Origin of the sequence: [Brevibacterium] flavum, assembly GCF_019317305.1 — a bacterium.
GTDB lineage: Bacteria > Actinomycetota > Actinomycetes > Mycobacteriales > Mycobacteriaceae > Corynebacterium > Corynebacterium glutamicum.
Genome location: NZ_CP079240.1, coordinates 1,736,333 through 1,759,373, shown reverse-complemented (window position 1 = coordinate 1,759,373; position 23,041 = coordinate 1,736,333). Strand labels below are relative to the sequence as shown.

The 23,041-nt window shown below is 53.3% G+C and carries 21 protein-coding genes and 1 pseudogene; 14 read left to right on the top strand and 8 right to left on the bottom strand.

Annotated features, from left to right (window positions below; genetic code table 11):
• The first annotated feature begins 213 nt into the window (after positions 1-213).
• The 7 genes and pseudogenes from KW808_RS08510 to KW808_RS08480 all read left to right on the top strand — a co-directional run bounded on the left by KW808_RS08510 (position 214) and on the right by KW808_RS08480 (position 6,591).
• A pseudogene (locus KW808_RS08510) lies at positions 214-928 on the top strand (helix-turn-helix transcriptional regulator).
• A complete protein-coding gene (gene sufB / locus KW808_RS08505; protein WP_003862284.1) occupies positions 925-2,370 on the top strand; it encodes a Fe-S cluster assembly protein SufB in 1,446 nt (481 codons plus the stop codon). Before KW808_RS08510 ends, sufB begins: the two are co-directional and overlap by 4 nt.
• Positions 2,371-2,375: 5 nt before the next feature.
• Positions 2,376-3,554, top strand: a complete 1,179-nt coding sequence (sufD, locus tag KW808_RS08500; RefSeq protein WP_003862287.1) for a Fe-S cluster assembly protein SufD — start codon at positions 2,376-2,378, stop codon at positions 3,552-3,554.
• A 123-nt stretch (positions 3,555-3,677) separates the two neighbouring features.
• Positions 3,678-4,436, top strand: coding sequence for a Fe-S cluster assembly ATPase SufC (gene sufC / locus KW808_RS08495; protein WP_003862288.1), 759 nt, complete (start codon positions 3,678-3,680; stop codon positions 4,434-4,436).
• 1 nt (position 4,437) lies between these two features.
• A complete protein-coding gene (locus tag KW808_RS08490) occupies positions 4,438-5,703 on the top strand; it encodes a cysteine desulfurase (protein ID WP_003862289.1) in 1,266 nt (421 codons plus the stop codon).
• Positions 5,703-6,152, top strand: a complete 450-nt coding sequence (sufU, locus tag KW808_RS08485; RefSeq protein WP_003856080.1) for a Fe-S cluster assembly sulfur transfer protein SufU — start codon at positions 5,703-5,705, stop codon at positions 6,150-6,152. Before KW808_RS08490 ends, sufU begins: the two co-directional genes overlap by 1 nt.
• A 25-nt stretch (positions 6,153-6,177) precedes the next feature.
• Positions 6,178-6,591: a metal-sulfur cluster assembly factor gene (locus tag KW808_RS08480; protein ID WP_003856083.1), complete on the top strand. Its 414-nt coding sequence runs from the start codon at positions 6,178-6,180 to the stop codon at positions 6,589-6,591.
• A 72-nt stretch (positions 6,592-6,663) separates the two neighbouring features.
• On the opposite strand, the gene KW808_RS08475 is transcribed toward KW808_RS08480, so the two are convergent.
• The gene (locus KW808_RS08475) at positions 6,664-7,251 is read right to left on the bottom strand and encodes a hypothetical protein (protein WP_003862290.1); all 588 of its coding nucleotides are present in this window, start codon (positions 7,249-7,251) and stop codon (positions 6,664-6,666) included.
• A 201-nt stretch (positions 7,252-7,452) separates the two neighbouring features.
• On the opposite strand from KW808_RS08475, the gene KW808_RS08470 reads away from it, so the two are divergent.
• From KW808_RS08470 to KW808_RS08455, 4 genes are all read left to right on the top strand, one after another.
• A complete protein-coding gene (locus KW808_RS08470; protein WP_231640524.1) occupies positions 7,453-8,637 on the top strand; it encodes a sialidase family protein in 1,185 nt (394 codons plus the stop codon).
• Between the two features lie 96 nt (positions 8,638-8,733).
• Positions 8,734-9,183 carry an NEW3 domain-containing protein gene (locus tag KW808_RS08465; protein ID WP_230622942.1) on the top strand — a complete coding sequence of 150 codons (450 nt, stop codon included), beginning with the start codon at positions 8,734-8,736 and terminating at the stop codon, positions 9,181-9,183.
• Complete coding sequence (locus KW808_RS08460; protein WP_230622941.1) at positions 9,158-10,153, top strand: hypothetical protein; 996 nt, start codon at positions 9,158-9,160, stop codon at positions 10,151-10,153. Before KW808_RS08465 ends, KW808_RS08460 begins: the two co-directional genes overlap by 26 nt.
• A gap of 65 nt (positions 10,154-10,218) precedes the next feature.
• Positions 10,219-11,850, top strand: coding sequence for an ABC-F family ATP-binding cassette domain-containing protein (locus tag KW808_RS08455; protein ID WP_003862292.1), 1,632 nt, complete (start codon positions 10,219-10,221; stop codon positions 11,848-11,850).
• Positions 11,851-12,069: 219 nt separating this feature from the next.
• Here KW808_RS08455 and KW808_RS08450 read toward each other — a convergent pair whose 3' ends face one another.
• The 3 genes from KW808_RS08450 to KW808_RS08440 form a co-directional block, all read right to left on the bottom strand.
• Complete coding sequence (locus tag KW808_RS08450) at positions 12,070-12,327, bottom strand: site-specific integrase (RefSeq protein WP_230622940.1); 258 nt, start codon at positions 12,325-12,327, stop codon at positions 12,070-12,072.
• A gap of 408 nt (positions 12,328-12,735) precedes the next feature.
• Positions 12,736-13,287, bottom strand: a complete 552-nt coding sequence (locus KW808_RS08445; protein ID WP_003862295.1) for an Ltp family lipoprotein — start codon at positions 13,285-13,287, stop codon at positions 12,736-12,738.
• Between the two features lie 1,211 nt (positions 13,288-14,498).
• Positions 14,499-15,863 carry an HIRAN domain-containing protein gene (locus tag KW808_RS08440; RefSeq protein WP_003862296.1) on the bottom strand — a complete coding sequence of 455 codons (1,365 nt, stop codon included), beginning with the start codon at positions 15,861-15,863 and terminating at the stop codon, positions 14,499-14,501.
• A 348-nt stretch (positions 15,864-16,211) separates the two neighbouring features.
• Here KW808_RS08440 and KW808_RS08435 point away from each other — a divergent pair, with 348 nt between their 5' ends.
• Positions 16,212-16,703, top strand: coding sequence for a DUF1990 domain-containing protein (locus tag KW808_RS08435; protein ID WP_034983753.1), 492 nt, complete (start codon positions 16,212-16,214; stop codon positions 16,701-16,703).
• Here KW808_RS08435 and KW808_RS08430 read toward each other — a convergent pair.
• The 3 genes from KW808_RS08430 to KW808_RS08420 all read right to left on the bottom strand — a co-directional run bounded on the left by KW808_RS08430 (position 16,700) and on the right by KW808_RS08420 (position 21,284).
• A complete protein-coding gene (locus KW808_RS08430; RefSeq protein ID WP_003862298.1) occupies positions 16,700-19,378 on the bottom strand; it encodes a cation-transporting P-type ATPase in 2,679 nt (892 codons plus the stop codon). The genes KW808_RS08435 and KW808_RS08430 overlap by 4 nt on opposite strands.
• Before the next feature lie 237 nt (positions 19,379-19,615).
• Complete coding sequence (locus KW808_RS08425; RefSeq protein WP_003862299.1) at positions 19,616-21,004, bottom strand: PFL family protein; 1,389 nt, start codon at positions 21,002-21,004, stop codon at positions 19,616-19,618.
• A gap of 10 nt (positions 21,005-21,014) precedes the next feature.
• Complete coding sequence (locus tag KW808_RS08420; RefSeq protein ID WP_003862300.1) at positions 21,015-21,284, bottom strand: ACT domain-containing protein; 270 nt, start codon at positions 21,282-21,284, stop codon at positions 21,015-21,017.
• A 55-nt stretch (positions 21,285-21,339) separates the two neighbouring features.
• Here KW808_RS08420 and KW808_RS08415 point away from each other — a divergent pair, with 55 nt between their 5' ends.
• Together KW808_RS08415 and KW808_RS08410 are read left to right on the top strand one after the other, a co-directional pair.
• The gene (locus tag KW808_RS08415) at positions 21,340-21,594 is read left to right on the top strand and encodes a PLDc N-terminal domain-containing protein (protein ID WP_044394473.1); all 255 of its coding nucleotides are present in this window, start codon (positions 21,340-21,342) and stop codon (positions 21,592-21,594) included.
• 20 nt (positions 21,595-21,614) lie between these two features.
• Positions 21,615-22,280: an NAD(P)H-binding protein gene (locus tag KW808_RS08410; RefSeq protein ID WP_034983751.1), complete on the top strand. Its 666-nt coding sequence runs from the start codon at positions 21,615-21,617 to the stop codon at positions 22,278-22,280.
• On the opposite strand, the gene KW808_RS08405 is transcribed toward KW808_RS08410, so the two are convergent.
• Positions 22,273-23,031, bottom strand: a complete 759-nt coding sequence (locus KW808_RS08405) for a glutamine amidotransferase (RefSeq protein WP_003862305.1) — start codon at positions 23,029-23,031, stop codon at positions 22,273-22,275. The two genes, KW808_RS08410 and KW808_RS08405, sit on opposite strands and share 8 nt — an antisense overlap.
• Positions 23,032-23,041: the final 10 nt, after the last annotated feature.

Below are 23,041 nucleotides of genomic sequence, written 5' to 3'. Positions count from 1 at the left end.
TCATTTTCGGCAATTGGAATGAAGTTTTAAAACACACCACCTGTGGCCAGCATAAATAAGGTTACCTTTGGTTGACTTAGGGTTCGCTTAGTTTTTATTTATTGATGATTTTTCTACGTCTATTTGCGCTGGTAGGGGGGAAGGGATTGGACACAGGAATAGAATTAGGGAACACTTGTGTTGTCTAAAGGTGAAAGCTAAATCAAGCAGGAGGTGACACCAGTGGGAGATGTTGTAAAAGGCAACGACGCGCACACCGGAGACGGTGATACGCGCCGAAAAATTCTTCTCATCCTGTTGGAACGTGCACCGGTGATCGCTTCAGATATTGCTGAACAGCTTCAGCTTTCAACTGTGGGAGTGCGCAGGCACCTAGACAACTTGGTTGAAGAAAATCTGGCGGAGGCGGCAAATCCGCGCCAGAACCCATATGAGCCCAAAATGCGCGGTAGGCCAGCAAAAACTTATCGGCTTACTGATAAAGGTCGCTCAATCTTCGGCCATGAATATGATTCCCTTGCTGCGGCAGCTCTAGCCACTCTTCGAGAGGTCGGCGGAGATGATGCAGTAAGGCAATTTGCTAGAAAGCGGATCGAAACAATTGTTGAGGGTATTACCCCGGCAGATGTCACAGATCAATCAATCGAAGATACAGCCAAATCTTTAGTTGAAGCTTTTAGTCGGCATGGTTATGCAGCAACTGTCGATGCCACTCGAAACGGATTGCAACTCTGCCAGCATCACTGTCCAATATCTACAGTCGCCACGGAATTTCCGGAACTGTGTGAGGCAGAGCATCAAGCAGTCTCAGAACTTTTGGGGCAGCACACGCAACCATTGGCAACAATCGCGGACGGCCACGGCATCTGCACAACAAATATTCCATTGACACCCATCAAACACTCCTGATGAAAGGAGCGGATCATGACTTCGGCAACGACGAACCCAGGGGTTAACGAGCCCTTGACCGATGACCAGATCATTGAATCCATCGGTCCGTACAACTATGGTTGGCACGACTCCGACGACGCTGGTGCATCCGCACAGCGTGGTCTCAGCGAGGATGTCGTACGCGACATCTCTGCGAAGAAGAGCGAGCCAGAATGGATGCTTCAGCAGCGCCTCAAGGCCCTGAGCATTTTTGATAAGAAGCCAGTTCCAACCTGGGGTGCAGACCTTTCAGGCATTGACTTCGACAACATTAAATACTTCGTCCGCTCCACCGAGAAGCAGGCACAGTCCTGGGAGGATCTCCCAGAAGACATCAAGAATACCTACGACAAGCTGGGTATTCCTGAGGCCGAGAAGCAGCGCCTCGTTGCAGGTGTTGCAGCTCAGTACGAGTCTGAGGTTGTCTACCACCAGATCCGCGAGGACCTGGAGGAAAAGGGAGTTATCTTCCTTGACACCGATACCGCACTGAAGGAGCACCCTGAGATCTTCCAGGAGTACTTCGGCACCGTCATTCCAGCAGGCGACAACAAGTTCTCCGCTCTGAACTCCGCTGTCTGGTCCGGTGGATCTTTCATCTACGTGCCAAAGGGTGTCCACGTGGACATTCCTCTGCAGGCTTACTTCCGCATCAACACCGAGAACATGGGTCAGTTCGAACGCACCCTGATCATCGTTGATGAGGATGCCTACGTTCACTACGTTGAGGGCTGTACCGCACCTATTTACAAGTCCGACTCCCTGCACTCCGCAGTCGTTGAGATCATCGTGAAGAAGGGTGGACGCTGCCGCTACACCACCATTCAGAACTGGTCCAACAACGTCTACAACCTGGTGACCAAGCGCACCAAGGTTGAAGAGGGCGGCACCATGGAATGGGTCGATGGCAACATCGGCTCCAAGGTCACCATGAAGTACCCAGCTGTCTGGATGACTGGCCCACACGCAAAGGGCGAAGTTCTCTCCGTCGCTTTCGCAGGTGAGGGACAGTTCCAGGACACCGGCGCCAAGATGACCCACATGGCTCCTTACACTTCCTCCAACATCGTGTCCAAGTCTGTGGCACGTGGCGGTGGACGTGCGGCTTACCGTGGTCTGGTTCAGATCAACGCAAACGCTCACCACTCAACCTCCAACGTTGAGTGTGACGCACTGCTGGTGGATGACATCTCCCGTTCTGACACCTACCCATACAACGACATCCGTAACGATCACGTGTCACTCGGCCACGAGGCAACTGTTTCCCAGGTTTCTGAAGAGCAGCTGTTCTACCTCATGAGCCGCGGACTTGCGGAAGAAGAAGCAATGGCAATGATCGTTCGTGGCTTCGTTGAGCCAATCGCTAAGGAACTCCCAATGGAGTACGCCCTTGAGCTCAACCGACTGATCGAACTGCAGATGGAAGGATCGGTGGGCTAAGCCCAATGACTGAAGTAGCAACCGTAAAGGCCGCAACCCCGCACAACACCAAGGGCGACCTCTTCTCCTCATTTAATGTTGAGGACTTTGAGATCCCACGCGGACGCGACGAAGAATGGCGTTTCATTTCCCTACGCCGTCTTCGCGGACTCCACAACGGCGAGTTCGCACCTGCAACCACCTCTGACGTCACCGTCGAGATCCCTGCAGATGCAGAAGGTGCAAGCCACGAAGTTGTCGCAAAGGACGATGCTCGACTGGGTCGCGCAGGCGCACCAGTAGACCGCGTCGCAGCTCAGGCCTGGACCTCCAAGGAACAGGGCAATGTTGTCACCTTTGCCAAAAACTCCCACAACCCAACCCCAGTAACCATCACGGTTACTGGCAAGGGTGAAGGCGTTACCTCTTTCGGCGCAATCTCCATCGAGGTTGAAGCGGGCGCAGACGCTATCGTCGCACTGCGGTACGTGGGATCCGGCACCCACGCTGACAACGTCGAATTCATCGTTGGTGACAACGCACGCCTGACCGTCATCACCGACACCCACTGGAACGACGACGCAGTTCACCTGAGCAACCAGCTAGCACAGCTGGGACGCGACGCAACCCTGCGCCACACCGTGGCAACCTTCGGTGGAGAAGTAGTCCGCATCGTCCCACGCGTGCGTTTCACCGCACCAGGTGGCGACGCAGAAATGCTCGGCGTCTACTTCGCAGATGATGGACAGTACTTCGAGCAGCGCCTGCTGGTTGACCACGCTGTACCAAACTGTCGCTCCAACGTCTTGTACAAGGGCGCACTTCAGGGTGACAAGAACTCTGACAAGCCAGATGCCCGTACCTGCTGGGTTGGCGATGTGCTCATCCGCTCAAACGCCCACGGCACTGACACCTACGAAGCTAACCGCTCACTCGTCCTCACCGAGGGTGCACGCGCAGACGCTATTCCAAACCTCGAGATTGAAACCGGCCAGATCGTTGGCGCAGGACACGCAGCAACCGTCGGTCGTTTCGACGACGAGCACGTGTTTTACCTCCAGGCCCGTGGTATTCCTGCAGAGGAAGCACGCCGCCTCATCGTCCGCGGTTTCTTCAACGAAGTGATCAACAAGGTCCCAGTTGAATCCATCCGCGAGGAATTGGACAGCCGAGTCAGCTCGGAACTCGCAGTTCTTGGCATGTAATTAAGCCAAAGTGACTAAGCCAAGTGGCTAAGCACAGTTACTTGGCCAAGCTGGGCGGTAGAAAAACCGGCCCAGCTAATACTTCAGTTTAAAATTCGCTTCAACCCTGAAAGATTGTGACAGATGAGCACTCTTGAAATCCGTAACCTGCACGCACAGGTCCTGCCGTCCGATGAGTCCGCTGAGCCTAAGGAAATCCTCAAGGGCGTCAACCTCACCATCAACTCCGGTGAGATCCACGCCATCATGGGCCCTAACGGTTCCGGCAAGTCCACTCTTGCTTACACCCTTGGTGGACACCCACGCTACGAGGTAACCGCAGGCGAGGTCCTCCTCGACGGCGAGAACATCCTGGAGATGGAAGTTGATGAGCGTGCACGCGCTGGTCTCTTCCTGGCTATGCAGTATCCAACTGAAATCCCTGGCGTTTCCGTTGCTAACTTCCTGCGTTCCGCAGCGACCGCAATCCGCGGCGAGGCTCCTAAGCTTCGCGAGTGGGTTAAGGAAGTCCGCACCGCTCAGGAAGCTCTGGCAATTGACCCTGAGTTCTCCAACCGCTCCGTCAACGAAGGCTTCTCCGGTGGCGAGAAGAAGCGCCACGAGGTTCTGCAGCTTGATCTGCTGAAGCCAAAGTTCGCGATCATGGATGAGACCGACTCCGGCCTTGACGTGGATGCACTGCGCATTGTTTCCGAGGGCATCAACTCCTACAAGCAGGAGACCGAAGGTGGCATCTTGATGATCACCCACTACAAGCGCATCCTCAACTACGTTAAGCCTGACTTCATTCACGTTTTCGCGAATGGTCAGATTGCGACCACCGGTGGCGCTGAGCTTGCTGACAAGCTCGAGGCTGACGGCTACGACCAGTTCATCAAGTAACATGTCCGATTTCCTCAATGCAGATGGATCCCTCAATGTGGATAAGGTGCGGGATGAATTCCCAATCCTGAAGCGCACTGTTAGGGATGGGAAACCGCTTGCTTACCTGGACTCAGGTGCGACATCGCAGCGACCCGAGCGGGTGTGGCGTGCAGAGGAGCACTTTGTGCTGCACACCAACGCCCCCGTGCACCGCGGTGCCTACCAACTGGCTGAGGAAGCAACGGATGCTTATGAAGGTGCCCGCGAGAAGATCGCTGCCTTTGTTGGTGCCGAGCAGCATGAAATTGCGTTCACTAAGAATGCAACTGAAGCACTCAATCTTGTTGCGTACACCTTGGGTGATGACCGTTCCGGTAAGTATCGTGTCCAGGCCGGCGATACCGTGGTCATCACGGAGCTAGAGCACCACGCAAACTTGGTGCCATGGCAGGAGCTGTGCCGTCGAACCGGTGCGACATTGAAGTGGTACAAGGTGACTGAAGATGGTCGCATTGATCTCGATTCACTCGAGCTTGATGAAACTGTCAAGGTCGTTGCCTTCACTCACCAGTCCAATGTGACCGGTGCTGTGGCTGATGTTCCAGAGTTGGTTCGTCGTGCCAAGGCTGTCGGTGCTCTCACGGTGCTTGATGCGTGCCAGTCTGTTCCTCATATGCCAGTGAATTTCCACGAGCTGGATGTAGATTTCTCTGCATTCTCTGGCCATAAGATGCTGGGACCTGCAGGCGTGGGCGTTGTGTATGCAAAGTCCCCAATCTTGGATGAACTGCCACCATTTTTGACTGGTGGTTCCATGATTGAAGTTGTCACCATGGAGGGTTCCACCTACGCTGCCGCACCTCAACGTTTTGAGGCCGGCACGCAGATGACCAGCCAGGTTGTGGGCTTGGGTGCTGCCGTGGACATGCTAAATGAAATCGGTATGGAAGCAATCGCAGCGCATGAGCACGCATTGACTGCTTACGCGTTGGAAAAGCTCACGGCAATTAAGGGACTAACCATTGCTGGTCCTTTGACTGCAGAGCAGCGCGGCGGTGCAATCAGCTTCGGTGTCGAGGGCATTCACCCACACGATCTAGGCCAAGTGCTTGACGATCAGGGCGTGAATATCCGCGTCGGCCACCACTGCGCGTGGCCCGTGCACCGCAGCATGAACGTACAATCGACAGCAAGAGCATCTTTCTATCTCTATAACACCTTCGAAGAAATCGACCGCCTCGCGGCAGCGATTGAGAAGGCCAAGCAATTCTTTGGAGTTGAGTAATGAACCTTGAGCAGATGTACCAGGAGGTGATCCTGGACCACTACAAAAACCCACAGCACAAGGGCCTTCGGGATCCTTTCGATGCTGAGGTTCACCACGTCAACCCTTCTTGTGGCGACGAATTGACTCTGCGCGTGAAGCTGTCTGAGGACGGCTCCACCGTGGAGGACGTCTCCTACGAAGCAGTTGGTTGCTCAATCAGCCAGGCCTCTACGTCTGTCATGGCGGAGGAGATCGTGGGCCAACCCGTCGACAAGGCGCTGGAAAAGCTCACAGAATTTGAGAAGATGATCGTTTCCCGCGGTCAGTTTGTTGGCGATGAAGATCTCATCGGAGATGGCGTTGCTTTCTCCGGCGTCGCCAAGTACCCGGCACGCGTGAAGTGCGCGCTGCTTGGGTGGAAGGCTTTCCAGGCGGCAACCGCTGACGCTGTTGCGCACGCACATTAGCCCGCTGTATTAATTGGAGGAAACCATGAGCGAGCACACCGAGAACACGACAGAGGTTGAAGACCAGAACGCTTCCACCTTTGAAGCACAAAGCTCTGAGCGCCCAGAGCAGTCCGAGGCAGACCTGGCTAAGGCCAGCGATGTTGAGGAGTACATGCGCGACGTTATTGACCCTGAACTGGGCATTAACGTTGTTGACCTGGGCCTTGTCTACGATATTTACATCATCAACGGCAACGAAGCTCACATCGATATGACTCTGACTTCACCAGCTTGCCCGCTAACTGACGTCATCGAAGATCAGGCACGCACCGCAATCGTCGGCAACGGCATTGCAGAGAAGATGTCCCTGAACTGGGTATGGATGCCGCCTTGGGGTCCACACATGATCACCGAAGAGGGCCGCGCTCAGCTGCAGGCCCTAGGATTCGCGGTTTAAAAGGCTGCTTATCGACGCAACCCCGTGCCACACAGGTTTCCTGTGCGGCACGGGGTTGTTGCATATTCGGCGTCAGTCAGACATGCATCCAACGAGGAAAGAAAGATTGGCGGGGTGGATAGGATTATTGGAGACGCGGTCTTCAAAGAACCCAGGCGCCTCATCCCAGTAGTTCTCATCAGATACCGCGATATATCTCAACTGGGCGTCACAAAAATCGTATCGCTCTCCAAAACTTAAGTTTCTAGAGGCAGACGGCGCGAGACTTTGACCAGTGGTGTAAGAACGCTCGGCCGTCACTGCTGGAGTCACAAAGGCAATGACAACGATAGCTACAGCTACCCACCCGCAACCACTTTTCCTTTTCCGCCTGTCTAGAGGCGGTGGGGAAGTATCCTCCGAAGGTTGCGCCTCCACAATGTCCTGGTGGACCGGCGTCAGAGCCTGTTGAACTCCGCGTGCAGGGGAAACGGAATATTCACTTACCTGAGTGGAAGAAATGCCGTATCTTTCTAAGACCCCAAACACCTCCTGTTTATCAGGGGGAGTTTCAAAACGCGTCACGATACTTCCGCGCTGAAACTCGTTGAGCGAGTATCGGATGATGTAATCCATTCCTGCTGTGGAGTCTGAACTAGATTCCTGGCCTTTGGAGGTCATACCCTCACCCTAGTTATGCGAGAAGTTTCCCGCACAAGCGTGTGGTTTTTCGAAGTTTAAAAAACTTTGTGATTCACACAACAATGTGTCATTAGTTTTGTAGGATAAGAAAATCCCGCACACAACCCGTCCTGGTGGGTGAAGTGGGGGAGGCATGTCTATGCCCCCAATTAGACATCTGACATCATTCTTCTAATCTGGATGGGTCTTCCATTCAAGAAAGCAGGTCCTTTGTCTCGGCATAAAGCAGTATTCTCAGCGCTTGGTGCAGCCGCACTCATCGGCGCAGCACTACCCACCATCCCAATGGCCCAAGCTCAAACACCCACGGGCTACGGATTCGATGCAACAGCAAGCATCAGCGAAGAACCAGAGTTTTCAACACAACAACTCGCTGACGGCGGAACTCTCGGATTTGATTGCTACCGCATCCCATCGCTTGGCGTCGCACCCAATGGCAACGTCCTCGCATCGTGGGATGGTCGCCCAAACAACTGTTCAGATGCTCCACAACCCAACTCCATCGTGGGCAAGGTATCGACCGACAACGGAGCAACCTGGGGCGAACAGCACGACATTTCCGCAGGTATCACCGCCGAACCCAAAACTGGCTATTCCGATCCCAGCATCGTTGTGGACTGGGAGAGGGGCGATGTCTTTAACTTCCACGTGAAGTCATTCGATGCAGGATACTTCACCTCCCAACCAGGCACGGACCCGGATGATCGCAACGTTGCCCATGTTGCCTACGCCAAATCATCAGATAACGGCTCAACCTGGGTTGCAGACACCGTCATTACTGATCAAGTGGTTGCTGATGACACCTGGGACAGCCGATTTGCCACATCCGGAAACGGCATCCAACTGCAATACGGCGCGTACAAGGGACGATTGGTCCAGCCATCGGTAACTCGCATGACCAATGGTCGAGTCGCAGCAGTTGCCATGCTGAGTGATGATCACGGCGCCACGTGGTACCCCAGTGCTCCTTGGGGAAACTCCATGGATGAAAACAAAATCGTGGAACTCAGCGATGGAACCCTGATGAACAACAGTCGTTCATCAGGAGCCGATACTTACCGCAAGGTGTCTTATTCCACCGACGGCGGCGTCACTTGGGCTGAGCCAACTCTTGATACCCAGGTGCCGGATCCTCGCAACAATGCTTCCCTGATTCGAGTATTCCCGACAGCACCTGAGGGAAGTGCGCAGGCAGAGGTTCTGCTGTTCTCCAACACTGCCACCACGAGTGGCCGCACCAATGGCACCGTCCGCATGTCGTGTGATGATGGTCAGACCTGGCCGGTGTCCAAGGTGTTTGAACCAGGAGCAATCCAATATACCTCGATGGCAACACTTCTCAACGGTGACATCGGCATGCTGTGAGAAAACAGTGGCTCAAATATCGACATCTTCTACTCACAGTTCAACCTGTCGTGGCTGGAGGCCGGCTGCATTGGTGTCGACGCCGATGAAACGCCCGTGACTGCAGGTGAAACCACCACTATGAATGTCACGTTGACCAATCCTTTCGACAACGCATTTTTTGACCGAGCAGTCTCCCTTGAACTTCCCGAAGGATGGCAAGCTGAGGATGTTCGTGTATCGATCCCATCTGGAGAATCTGTCACAATCCCAGTTCAGGTCACAGCACCGCTGGTAGCCGACAACGGTGAACTTCCAGTGGAGGTCTCCATTCTTGATGGAGCAGACCGCTACACGGGTCGTCTCAATCTCACTGTTCAGGGTGGGCAAGAACCTGCACCAACTTCAGTGAAGGTGAGCATTCCAAATCTCAAGGACACTTATGTAGCAGGGGAGAAGATCAGCATTAACTTTGCGATCAACAACCCGTTTGACGTTACGGTTAATTCGGTGCCAAGCCTGGGGGGAAGGCGAGAACTGGATGCCTGCAAACCTACGCGGATTTGATCCAGAGCAGGGTACTCCCAACTGTCGTTACAAGAATTTAGGCGCGAATAAGAGCTATGACTGCACCACGACTACCTATGAAGTCAGCGATTTGGATGTAGAACGCGGATACGTGGATATTCCAACGGTATGGACGTTTACTAACTCCGCAGGCGAAACGGTATGGTCCAAAAACGTTGATGTGCCTCGAATTGAACTCAATAGAACACAGGATGCTGTCTCTGATGCAATCGTAACGGTTGATCCCATCAACCCAGTTCATTCCAACGGCCAGAGCCAAACTGTTGAGGTCCAGGCTAATGTCACCTCAGAGGGAGATCTGCCAGCTGGATCTAAGGTGGCCTTTTATCTAGATTCATCGCCCATTGATACCGCAGCTGTTGATGCGGAAGGGCATGCCAGCATCTCGATTGATGTGGACAACATCGCAAGCGAGCAGCCTGAACGCACATTTGAGGTTCGCGCCCGACTCGTCGTTCCAGAAGATGCACCACGATCAATCGCGCGTGATGCCTTGGCACGTTTTACAGTCCTGCCTGAACAAGTGCAGCAGAACTCCTTGGTGATCATGAATCATCCAGATGTGGTTTCTGATGGACAAACAAAGACTATTGTCATCGCAGCGAAGGCGACAGCACACGATGGATCGCCGGTGGCTATCGGTACTCTCATTACATTTCGCGTCAACGGTATTGAGCGGGACGTGGTTCCAACTAACGCGCAAGGAACCGCAAAGCTTCAGCTAGACCTCAAGCCAGTAAATACTGAAGACGAGGAATATGAAGTAACAGTTGAAGCCGAGCTGGATGAATTGACTGCTCAGACCACGTTCAAAGTACTTGCTGGTGAGGAAGAGGAACCGACTGGTGTTGCTGGAAGCTCTAGCGGTGGTAGTTTTGTCGCGCTTTTAGCGCTGCTGGCAGCGCTTGGTGGCATCGTCGGTGCAGTCCTCGGATTACTTAAGTTGTAGGTGGCTGGGGGCGTCGAAAAGCAGCTTTATTGACCTGGCAACTTCAATTGATAGACTGTTCGGTTGTGATTGTCACCAATGATTTAGAGGTGCGCGTTGGCGCACGTACCCTTCTCGATGCCCCAGGTCAGCTCCTTCGGGTACAGCCAGGCGACCGTATCGGTCTGGTTGGTAGAAATGGTGCGGGCAAAACCACCACCATGCGAATCCTCTCGGGCGAAACCAAGCCCTACGGAGGATCCGTAACCACATCTGGTGAAATCGGTTACCTGCCCCAGGACTCCCGCGAAGGCAACATCGAACAAACCGCCCGCGACCGAGTCCTCTCCGCCCGTGGTCTTGACCAGCTGCGATCCTCCATGGAACGCCAGCAGGAGATCATGGAAACCGCGACCGACCCCGGCAAGCTCGACGCCGCGATCCGCAAGTACTCCAGGCTCGAGGAACAATTCCAGTCGCTCGGCGGCTACGAAGCTGACGCCGAAGCAGCCCAGATCTGCGACAACCTCGGCCTCGAGGCACGCATCCTCGACCAGCAGCTTAAAACCCTGTCCGGCGGCCAGCGCCGTCGCGTCGAGCTGGCGCAGATCCTCTTCGCCGCCACCAACGGCTCCGGCAAATCAAAAACCACATTGCTTCTCGACGAGCCCACCAACCACTTGGACGCAGACTCGATCACCTGGCTCCGTGACTTCCTGGCGAAGCACGAAGGTGGACTGATCATGATTTCGCACGACGTCGAACTGCTTGGCGCCGTATGTAACAAGATTTGGTACCTCGACGCAGTACGCGGCGAAGCCGATGTCTACAACATGGGCTTTAGCAAATACGTCGATGCACGTGCACTCGATGAAGCACGCCGACGCCGTGAGCGCGCAAACGCCGAAAAGAAGGCCGGAGCCCTCAAGGACCAGGCTGCACGCCTCGGCGCGAAAGCAACCAAGGCTGCCGCAGCTAAGCAGATGATCGCCCGTGCGGAACGAATGATCGACAACCTCGACGAAATCCGCGTAGCTGACCGCGCGGCCAACATCGTTTTCCCAGAACCAGCAGCCTGTGGAAAAACCCCACTCAACGCCAAGGGCCTGACCAAGATGTACGGCTCCCTCGAAGTCTTCGCCGGCGTCGACCTAGCCATCGACAAAGGCTCCCGCGTAGTCGTCCTCGGATTCAACGGTGCAGGTAAAACCACCCTGCTCAAACTCCTCGCCGGCGTTGAACGCACCGACGGCGAAGGCGGCATCGTCACCGGATACGGCCTCAAAATCGGCTACTTCGCCCAGGAACACGACACCATCGACCCCGACAAATCCGTCTGGCAAAACACCATCGAGGCCTGCGCCGACGCCGACCAACAAAGCCTCCGCAGCCTCCTTGGCTCCTTCATGTTCTCCGGCGAACAACTCGACCAACCAGCAGGAACACTCTCCGGCGGTGAAAAGACCCGCCTCGCACTGGCCACCCTGGTGTCCTCCCGCGCGAACGTCCTGCTTCTCGACGAGCCCACCAACAACCTTGACCCGATCTCCCGCGAACAGGTCCTCGACGCACTGCGCACCTACACCGGCGCTGTCGTCCTGGTTACCCACGACCCGGGTGCAGTCAAGGCCCTTGAGCCAGAACGCGTCATCGTGCTTCCCGACGGCACTGAGGATCTTTGGAATGATCAGTACATGGAGATCGTAGAATTAGCCTAGTATTTAGGCCTGTTTCTGCTGTTCAAGGCTATTTCGTTTTAAACTCCTGCACTTAGCCGCCCGCAAGTTGCCCGCATGAATTTCATCATGCGGGCTATTTCAGCTGCTGGCTGATTGTTGAGGCCAGGGAAGAAGGGGACATAAGTGTCCAAGGTTGTCGATACCGTCGTATGCCCCAAATCTCTCTGAACCTGCTTCACCGAGACACCCGGCTGAGATCTACCTCGACGCATACAGGTGGCGGAAACTGTGGAACGTCACGCACTCACGAAGGCGCGTCACTGTCTTCCTTAATTCACCGTCGGCAGAAGCAATTCGGTATGGAGCACCGCGAGCGGTTTCAAAGATCCCGCCCTGAATGGACGCCGCAACTCTGTGGTCAAGCACCGTGATGAGGTCATCGGCAATAGGGATAGTTCGCACAGATGTTGCAGTTTCGGGTGGCGTCCTTTCTCCGGCGGCCTGCAACTCGTTCATCGGAGATGAAGTGTGCATCACCCGTTTGTTATGTGGACCCTACTTTTACAGTGTTTCAGTATCGGTAATGTCAGACCGTTTGACCTGATGCAGATTGGCAGTTTTGAGATATTTGACTGGATTATCTTGGGCGTTGAGGTATTCTCCGCGATGGGTACTTCGGGTTTCTTCCTGGAGGAAGGTGGCTGCTTCTTTTTGAATCGAACGGTTCTGGATAGTTGTCTACCTCCGGGGTCTCGCAAGCATGCTTTGCACAATACTTTTCAACCATTTTTCGTAATTTTCCTGGGACTGTCGACGATTGTCGATACACTTTTCATGTGTCTAGGGAACTTATTTTTTGGATACTCTTTCCCCCTCTCCACCCATGGTCGCCAAACTGTTGGGTGGGGAGGGGATCTTTATGCCTTATAGGTTGTCGATCGCGTATTGTGCCTGCTCTGGGGTAAACCCTTCACTGTGTTCACTAGTAAGTTGCCTGTAAATGCGGTCTACTGACATTGCTTGGCGCTCCTGGTAATTTCTTGCTTTTACTAGGGCGTTAGCGTTCCAGTCTGCGTTCACATTTTCGATTGCGTATTGGGCAGCTTCTTCAGTGAAGCCCTCTCCAACATCACTGGTTAATTGGCGATAGAGTCGTGCCTGAGACATGTGTTGCCGGTTTGCATACCTGTCTGCCTTAGTCAGGGCGTTTTGCCATTCAATTGGAACTTCATCTGCTTCAGATTCCTCTGCTCCGATATCGTCTAGGAGAGTATGAACGTCTCCTGGGGGGAGGTCGACCCAACCATCGCTGCCATACACTTTTTCAAGGTTTTTGCAATCTTGTACTGCTTCATCTCCAAAGCAGTGAATCGACCAAGTCGAGCCAAAAAATACTGCCTCATCTTTTTCGCGTTCTCCAAACGCTGTAGACAGACGATGTTCAGCGGATGCACTTGGATTCTCAGCGGTATTCATAGAAAAGCTGTAATAGCCATAATTAGGGCTGCCACAGGCACCAACGCTGCCTTCTTCGAGGACAAAGGCACATCCCGCATTGATTTGATTTATTGATTTGCCAATATCGTCTAATGATTCCCACTCATCCGGTTACATAGGCTGAGCGATCATGGAACTCGACTTAGTGGATTGGGTGGTCTCTGTTTCCGTAGACATCGTTTCACCACTAGTGCTGCAAGCAGTGAGAGTGGCAGCAGTCAGAATCATGAGCGCAAACGGATGCAGAGGTTTAAGGGATAGATAATTCATATAAGAACTCCGAGTATCAGGTCAGGGGGCTGGTATGTAGGACACGTTAGATTTTTGAGAATGTCGGGTGTGTTCCCCATACATGAGCCATGTGGAGTCGCAGAGACTCTACCTTCATCTTCGCTGATTGAAGTCTGTGAATACTATTAATCCGCTCGAATCTTGCAACGGGTGCCCCCGTGAGGCTTCCTACCAGTTCACAACGGCAAAAGAATCAGTGATGGTGCCGTTCTTTGTGTACACAGTGCAGAAGTATGCAGCGTCTTTCAATACTTCAGGGGATATTTCAAATTGGAAGGATCCGCTATCTGTGTAGATCTCAGCGGAATCTGGCTCACCTAGGTCGACTGGAGTTGGGAAATCGTAATTTCCTGATACGGGAAGCTCTGCGTGGATTGACTTGGTTTACAGGAGCCAACCTTACGAGCTTGTTAAGGAGTTCTTCTTTTCTATTGGGTTCAAAAGATCTGATAATTGAAGAGACTGTAACTTCACTTGTCGGAGCTGGCGAATCAACCTCGGAATCGGTTGCTGAGCAGCCAGTTGCAAAGATAAATGTAGTCCCAACGACAGAGATAAGGCGTTTCATTTGATTCATCAGGACTGCTGTCTACAGCTCTAGGGAAATTAGTCAGAATGTCCGGAATATTTGTGACGCTTGCATGCTTGAGTGGTCAACCACCCTGGGAAGAAATCCAACGATGTAAATGGCGTTATGAAAATTGTGGCGCTAGCTTCGGTTCTAAGGATGGTTCCACAGATCAAGGCTGTTTTATCCAGTATTGATCTGTGGTGGCAATGGAAAACCTTCAGAATTCTCGCATTTGACTATCCCGCCTTTGATAGTGATTTGCCGCCATCAGGCTTGATCTTTTGGTGCCCAGGTGTTTTGCTGCATCAGCGATATTTGATGAGAATATCTATTTTGATCTACCGAATGGTGGGTTAAGTTTTCGGCGAGTCCAAAAGTGATGACCAAGTACGATCAATCCGATAAGTGGGAAGATCGGACCAATTCCTGGAATAAAGTTCAGCAACATGACGAGAAGGGTGACTATCGCCATGAGCGCCCACCACAAAGGCCAAGAAGTCCTGCCGTCTTTATAAAGCTTGTCGGTCGGCTCTCCGAAAGTTCGGAGAATTGCATCACATTGCCCCACCGTTGCAAAGTCAATTCTTGGAGATTTTTGATTCGAAAAATGCTTGCCAATTAACCCGCGGGTTACTCCTCTTTGGAATGGCGTAGCTCTTGGAGTTCCGTCCGGTTGAAGCAATGAATCCCAATCAATAAATCGATCACTAGGCTGAGGCGCAGGTGTCTGCGCTACAAACGGTGTGAGTGATTTACTAGGTTGCGATGGCCCGCGATACGCTGCGAAAGGTGATGAAGAAGACTTTTGCGACTTAGGAGCACGTTGATTCTGCTCGCCGGGCCACCTGTTGGGGACTTGATAATTAAACGGATTTGACTGGTATTCAACCAACCTGGGCAATGGGGAAGAGCTTTTAGGTTCTAAGTCTTCTTCGGAAAGCTCATGTGCACGAGCTCCATATAGAGTTACTTCAGCAGCTAGTGATGACCCCTTGATGAGCGCACGACATAGTGTACTAAGTCCTAGGTCATCGAAATGTCGCACTACGGGTGCGAATTTTTCTGAACTGGCCTTTGTAAGCTCTCCGATCCGTTGATTATCGAGCCGAACTTCAATGCCATCCCATTCTTTTCTCACGCCTGCGTTAATGATGTGTAGCGATACGAGAATCTGACCTTGTCCAGATGGAGGCACGAATTCTGAGAGCACGTCCATGTGATCAGATTCCTTGGTGACTTGGATTGCTGTTCCATAAGGGAGGAGGGTAAACCCGTCATGGGGAGGATCATTAAGAGGAACAAGGAAATCTGGGTCGGGGAGCTTAACAGATACCCAAAAATCTCGTTCATTCTTATAGTTTGTATTCGTCCAAATCCGAGCAGAGACTCGAGCATCGTAGCCACTAGCTGCAACTCGTCGCACTTGTTGGAATTTTTCAGTCATATCCGAGGCAATATGTCCTATTACGAGATCATTCCAGCGGACTGAAATGGCATGGCCTCGAGTGCTATGCGGATTATCTGGTTCTGGAACAAGAGTTACGTCTACAAAGAACTCTTCGTTGTCTTTTGCCCCAGAATTTCTAAATAAAGTATTTAGCGTGTCAGGGTAGAAGTAAGTTCCTTTGATCTCAACGTAGGAGCCCTTGCTGAAAGACCCTAATTCATAAGTAGGAATGGATGCGGTAAACATTGGACTTTACTTTCAATTGGTGGGTATGAAGTCGTGATGGCTGGCGTGACAAAATAATGAAATTAGACGAGAACCAAAAATCAGAGCAAATATCATTGAATTTGGTCTGTCGATTTTTTAGTGATGTAGCTACAACATCAAACAGCTCCTAGTCCGCGACTACTCAAAAGAGTGATCGTGGAACGTTGATCTCTTTACAGGCCAAAATTAGTCTAATGGACGGTGAAGTATCATTTATGATAGTTGGGGGAATTTATAAGGATTTGTGATGATTGCCTCTAAAACCATCGCCGTATATTGGGCTGGTAAACCCTCATAGATCTCACTTGAATATGGCACCCTTGAAAAGTGAAAACATCCCCTTTGAGCTACCCCGAGTCCCTGCACGGTACATCCGAAGACCTTTTAATCGGAAACGCTAAAGCATCAAAAGGTTGGCAGATCACTGATCGCAAACTAGTGCTTGGTTACGGGGAAGAGTGCTTTCAAATCGCCGTCCAACAGTTGTTCTCTTGGAAGGCTCATCAATACGCGGGGATCACAGTAACTCAAACCAATACAACCGTGGAGCTCAAGTTCTGGAGTATTCGCTCGTATTGCAGAGTCCTCAAGTCCCATCAAGGATCGCGCCGGGCTATCCTTATTTACGGCACGCTCGAGAAGCATGTGGAGCGTGGGGAAGAGGCTTTCGAGATCACGATGGCTGACAATGACCAGGTCACTGCACATATCGTGGCGTTCTCAAAGCCGGCGAAGTGGTGGGCGAAACTGGCTAATCCCGTGGTGAGGTGGGTGCAGCTGAGGATCACCGACAAGTATCTTGAGGGGCTGAAATCTTAAGTCTCTTTGAGGCGCCTGATGAGCTTCTCGGTTTCGACGATCGCAAAGACAACAACACCAAACACCAGTGGCATGACCCAATCTCTAAGCGCCAGTGCGGCGGTGTCGAAGGTGCTTTGCATAAACGGTAGGTAGACGAAGGCCAGTTGCAGGATCAGCATGAGTGCGATGCACAGCCAGGAGATCGGGTTGGTGGTGAAGAGTTCTTTTCGCAGCGCGGATACTTCGAAGTACCGAGAGCTTAAAAGGTAGAACACTTGGCTGACCGCGAGGGTGGTGACCGCGATGGTGCGGGCGGTGTCGATGTCAATACCTGCGTCGCGAGCACCAAGGAAAGCCCAGAACGTTGCTCCGCCGAGCAGCAGGGAGACATAGACGATGCGAAGCACGGAGGGGGCGTCGATAAGCCCGCTCTTGGGGTTTCTGGGTTTTCTGTTCATGATGCCGGGCTCGGCCGGCTCGAAGGACAGCGCCAGGGACAGTGTGATGGCGGTGATGAGGTTGATCCACAGCACTTGAAGTGCGGTGATGGGCAGTTCCCAGCCGAGCAGCATCGCGATGAAAATGACGAGGCCTTGGGCGCCGTTGGTGGGGAGCATGAAGACGACGGCTTTGCGCAGGTTGTCGTAGATGGTGCGGCCCATTTCCACGGCGCCGGCGATTGTGGCGAAATTGTCGTCGGCAAGCACGATGTCGGCCGCATCTTTGGTGGCTTCGGTGCCCTTAATACCCATGGCGACGCCGACGTCGGCCTGCTTTAGCGCTGGCGCATCGTTGACGCCGTCGCCGGTCATGGACGCGACTTCACCGTTAGCTTGCAGTGCGCGCACGACGCGCAGCTTGTGCTCGGGGCTGGTGCGCACAAAAAGATCAGCATTGTCGACGAGTCCCTGCAGCTCTTCATCCGTAGCCGCAGTAATTTCCGCACCGGTGAGCACGTTCTGGCCACGGATTCCCACTTCGCGGGCGATTGCGCGGGCCGTGGAGGAGTGATCGCCGGTGATCATGCGGACGCGAACGCCTGCCGATTGCACCACTTTCATGGCTTCGATGACTTCTTCGCGTGGCGGATCCATGATGCCGTAGAGCCCGAGGAAGGTGAGTTCGCCCTGGTCAACATCTTCTGGAGTAATTGTTGACGTGCCGTGGGGAAGCTCTTTATATGCCGCAGCCAGCACGCGGAGGCCTTGGGACGCGAGGTCCTCGATGAGCTGTTCCCAATACGGCCGGTCAAGTGGTTCACCGTTGCGCTGCTGTACACTTCTATCGAGCAAACGATCGGGAGCGCCCTTGACCAGCATGGTGTTTGCTCCATCGATGGTGTGAAGCGTCGCCATGTATTTGTATGCGGAATCGAAGGGGACTTCGGCTGTTCGGGTCAAGATTTCAGCGTTGGTTTTCATCGCAAAGGCTCGAATGCCGCCGTCTGTGGGTTCGCCGGAGAGCTTCCACAAGCCGTCTTCTTGGTAAATTTCTGCATCATTGACGTTCGCTGCCACCAACGCCATGGCGTAAAGATCTGGGAAATCCTGCTTGGATACTTGCTCGCCGTCTTTTAAGCGGATTTCCCCGAGAGGCTCGTAGCCTGCTCCACTGACGTCATAAAGACTCGTACCGGTGGCGATTGCGCGGACTGTCATCTCATTGCGGGTGAGTGTGCCGGTTTTATCCGTGCAGATGGTGGTGACAGAACCAAGTGTTTCCACAGAATTTAACCGACGCGTAATCGCATTTCGAGCTGCCATCTTTTGCACACCCAATGCCAGCGTGATGGCGATAACCGCAGGTAGACCCTCCGGAATGGCAGCCACCGCAAAGCCGATGGCGGAAAGAATGAGCTCTTCCAAAGGTGTGTGGTGAACCAGACCGGCCACCACCAACATGACGATGGCTAGAAATACACACACGATTGCTAACGCAGATGAGAACTTTTTCATCGACCGAGTCAGTGGGGTATCCACGGAGTCGACGTCGGCAAGCATGGTAGTGATGTGCCCGATTTCTGTGCCTGCACCGGTGGCGATGACCACGCCGGTGCCGCTGCCTGTGAGCACCAGCGTTCCTGAAAACGCCATGGATGTGCGGTCGCCGATTCCGGCGTCGGCTTCAACTGGATCAGTACCTTTGACCACTGCTTCCGCCTCGCCGGTGAGCGCGGATTCCTCAATGTGCAGGTTGGTGGCGGCGAGCATGCGCAGGTCAGCGGGCACTTTATCGCCGGCGGATAGTTTCACAACGTCGCCGACCACCAGCTCTGCCGCATCAATTTTGTGGAAGACCCCATCGCGCAACGCCGCGGATTCCGGGGAGAGCATGTTGCGGATCGATGCCAACGCATCCGCAGCTTTGCCCTCTTGGATGAACCCAACCATCATGTTGATGATGACAACGGCGCCAATCACGATGGTGTCTGTCCAATGCCCAAGAAACGCAGTGAGTACCGCGGCGGCAATGAGAACGTAGATCATTGGATCGTTGACCTGGCGGAATAGCCGTTGCCAGACTGTTTCAGGTGGAGTTTGAGGAAGCTCGTTTGGCCCGTTTGCTTCCAAACGCTGTGTTGCCTCCGCGGAGGTCAATCCGGTGTCCTGGACCCCGAGATTTTCTAGCACCTCATCAGAGGAAAGCGCGTGGGCGGGTTTTGATGTGACGGCAGCGGGGAGAGGGGACGACACCTAAAACAGACCTTTCACATGATTGGCCGCGTGCCCGCCCAGATCACGTCAAGACATCAATTAAAGACCTGGACGAGGGACCATTCCGCGGCGAAAGCCCTCCACCTTCAACGCGGAGGAGATGCTTCAACTTTTATAAGTCCATGATACGCCTCAGCAGATCTGCTCACCCCACGATGAGGTGAACAGCTCTTTAACCTTTGAATTTGGAAAATGGCAGGTAAGGCCCCGGATCTCCTAGTTTCTAAACCCGTGAACGGGTGCTGGAATGAAGCCGCCGCGGTGAATAAACTCACTATTTCCCACGGTATTTACTGGAATGACCGGCGCGTAACCCAGCAAGCCACCGAAATCTACCTCGTCGCCAGGGACAGTTCCTGGAACAGGAATAACACGCACAGCTGTAGTCTTATGATTCATCACACCGATGGCTGCTTCGTCCGCGATCATGCCCGAAATAGTTTCCGCCGGGGTGTTGCCAGGGATCGCAATCATATCCAAACCAACTGAGCAGATCGCGGTCATCGCTTCGAGCTTGTCAATAGAAATTGCTCCTGTGCGAACCGCATCGATCATGCCTTTATCTTCAGAAACTGGAATGAAGGATCCGGACAAGCCGCCGACACGTGAGCAGGCCATCATGCCACCCTTTTTCACCGCGTCGTTGAGCAGTGCGAGTGCCGCGGTGGTGCCATGTGTGCCCACCTGGTCAAGACCCATGACCTCAAGGATATTTGCCACGGAATCGCCCACTTCAGCAGTGGGAGCGAGCGAAAGATCAACGATGCCGAAAGGAACTCCTAGGCGTTCTGAGGCCATCGCACCAACCAGTTGTCCAGTACGAGTGATCTTGAAGGCCGCTTTCTTGATCTCTTCTGCGACTTGATCAAGGGTGGCACCTTGAAGATTGCCCAGCGCGCGACTAACCACGCCTGGTCCTGAGACACCAACGCTGACCACACAATCCGGCTCCTCAATGCCGTGGAAAGCGCCAGCCATGAATGGATTATCGCCCACAGAATTGGCAAAGACCACTAGCTTTGCACACGCGATGGCGGAGCGATCTTTGGTCAATTCAGCTGCTTGCTTGACCACCTTGCCCATCTCATTGACTGCGTTCATGTTGATACCCGCGCGAGACGACGCCACATTGACGGATCCACACACCACATCGGTTGTGCTCAATGCCTCGGGAATGGAGCGGATCAGCCGAATATCGGAGGTGGTTCCACCTTTTTCAACCAGTGCTGAATACCCGCCGATGAAGTTCACTCCGACATCTTTTGCTGCCTTATCTAAGGCTCGAGCAACGTCAACGGGATCGCCACTGCAACCAGCAGTCACCAGGGCAATTGGAGTCACCGAGATGCGCTTATTCACAATGGGAATGCCCAATTCACGCTCAATGCCTTCACAAACCTCAACCAGACGTGCAGCCTGTGACGTCACGCGATCATAAACAGCCGTCGCGGTCTCTTCCATCGAGCCACGCGCGCATTCCAACAGGCTGATTCCCATGGTCACGGTGCGAATATCAAGACGATACTTCTCAATCATCTCGATGGTGTCCAGAATTCCCCTCGAGGAACGGTCAGTAAAACCTAGCGATGCAGAAAAATCATCCATGTGCGCCTCCCTAGATCTCATTAACCGCGTTGAACAAGGCTTCAGACTGGATACGAATAACCAAGCCCTGTTCCTTTTCCACTGGCTTCATGCGTTCCTGAACTGTGGCGATATCCAAGAGCGATTCATCGAAACCAACGTGCAAGATCATGGTGAACCATTGATCCATGATGGTTTGGGAAACGTTGTGAATATTGACATCTAGCTCAGCCAACGCGGTGGAAACTGCGGCGATAATTCCGGTGTGATCCTGCCCTGTGACAGTCATGATTGCAAACATGGGTTCATGCTACAACGAGCGGTGGACACGACACTTTGGGTCTATCATTTGGGGTATGCCAACTCTATTTAATCGCTCGTCCAAGACATATAAATCATTGCGCGCTGATTGGTTGGATTTGCCCACTGAACTGCGTTTTCCAGTCATTGCTGTCGCGATCGCAGAATTTGCCACCAAAGTGTCCGTGTGGGTGTCGCTGAGTCGGCGCGCACCTGAAAAAGTCCGCGGCCCCAAATGGGTATGGGCGCTTTTGACCATCGTCAATGGTGTTGGCCCCGCTGCCTACTGGGCTTTCGGCAGGAAAAACTAAGAGTTGTTAGGGTGGCGCTCATGACTAATAAAACACGAGCTCTACTCATTGGTGGCCACGGCAAGGTGGCCCTCCTAGCAACCCCCATGCTTATCGACGCCTCGGTGCAGGTCACTTCCATGTACCGCAATCCGGACCACAGGTCCGAAATTGAGGCGCTAGGCGCCACAACTTTAGAGCGTGACGTCACCACACTCAGCGTGGAGGATTGGGCAGATCTGCTCAAGGACTTCGACGTAGTGGTGTGGAGCGCCGGAAACGGTGGCAAGAACGGCGCGGATGCAACTTATGCCATTGATCGTGATGCCGCGATCGCATCCATTGATGGTGCAGCTAGCCTAGGGGAGAAGGCACCTCGCTACATCATGGTGAGCTACATTGGATCCACCACGCACACCATTGATCCTTCAGCATCCTTCTACCCATATGCAGAATCCAAAAAGGCCGCTGATGAGCACCTAAGCTCCACCAACCTGGATTACCTTATCCTCGCACCAGCAGCCTTAACTCTGGATGAAGTCAATGGCGTTGAGGTGATCGCCGATACCAACGAAGCAGCCGCAGGCCGCACCACATCAAGAGTCCTCGTTGCGGAAGTTATCACCGAGTTCGTGGTTCGCGACTTCCCACAAACCCGTGTGCTGCCTTTCGTGGATGGCGAATCACCAGTCTCCTCGATTAGTTAAGCTCTGGGAGTTGGTGCTCAGCACCATCAGCAACACGAATTCCTTCGCAGACCTCCACGAAGTTGCGGAGCACCCTGTTGGCATAAATGGAGTCAACAGAGGGTAGCTCTGCAATGATGCGGTCATAATCTTCTGGGGAGAAGTAGCCGTAGTTGGAGTAAAAATCCATGCGGTTTTTCATGCCTACGGCATCCATATCTGCATGGAATTGAACTGACCAGGTGTTCTTGTTGGCGCGCAGCATCTGGATGGGGCAGGTTGGTCCCGTTGCCAACACCACATGTCCAGGGGCGGGCGCTACGGAGTTTTCCGTGTGACCAGTAAAGGACGTAAAGCTATCCGGTAGGTCTTGAGTGAGTACGTCTCGTTTGCCGGCGTCAGTTAGCAACACTGTGGTGGCGCCGGAATCTTCGGGGTGTGTGCGACCAATCTGTCCGCCAGAGAAGAAGGTCAAAAAGGTATTGCCGTAGCAGACAAAGATTGTTGGCAGTGGGTGATTGATCAGCAAGGACAATTCGCGGTGGACGTGGCGTTGCCAATCGCTGTACTCAAAGTTGGTGGCATTCAGTGGGCTTCCGCCCACAATCACGCCGTCGAAACCTTCCAGACTGCCAATTCGAGAAGTGGTGGTATCCAACATTCGGGAGGTCAGTCCTTGAGGCTTAAGGCCGGTGGCCTGCAAAAAGTCACGTCGCTCAGCTGCGGCGACTGCTTCTCCCTGACGGGGCTGAACTAAAAGAACTGAAACCATACCGCTTAGT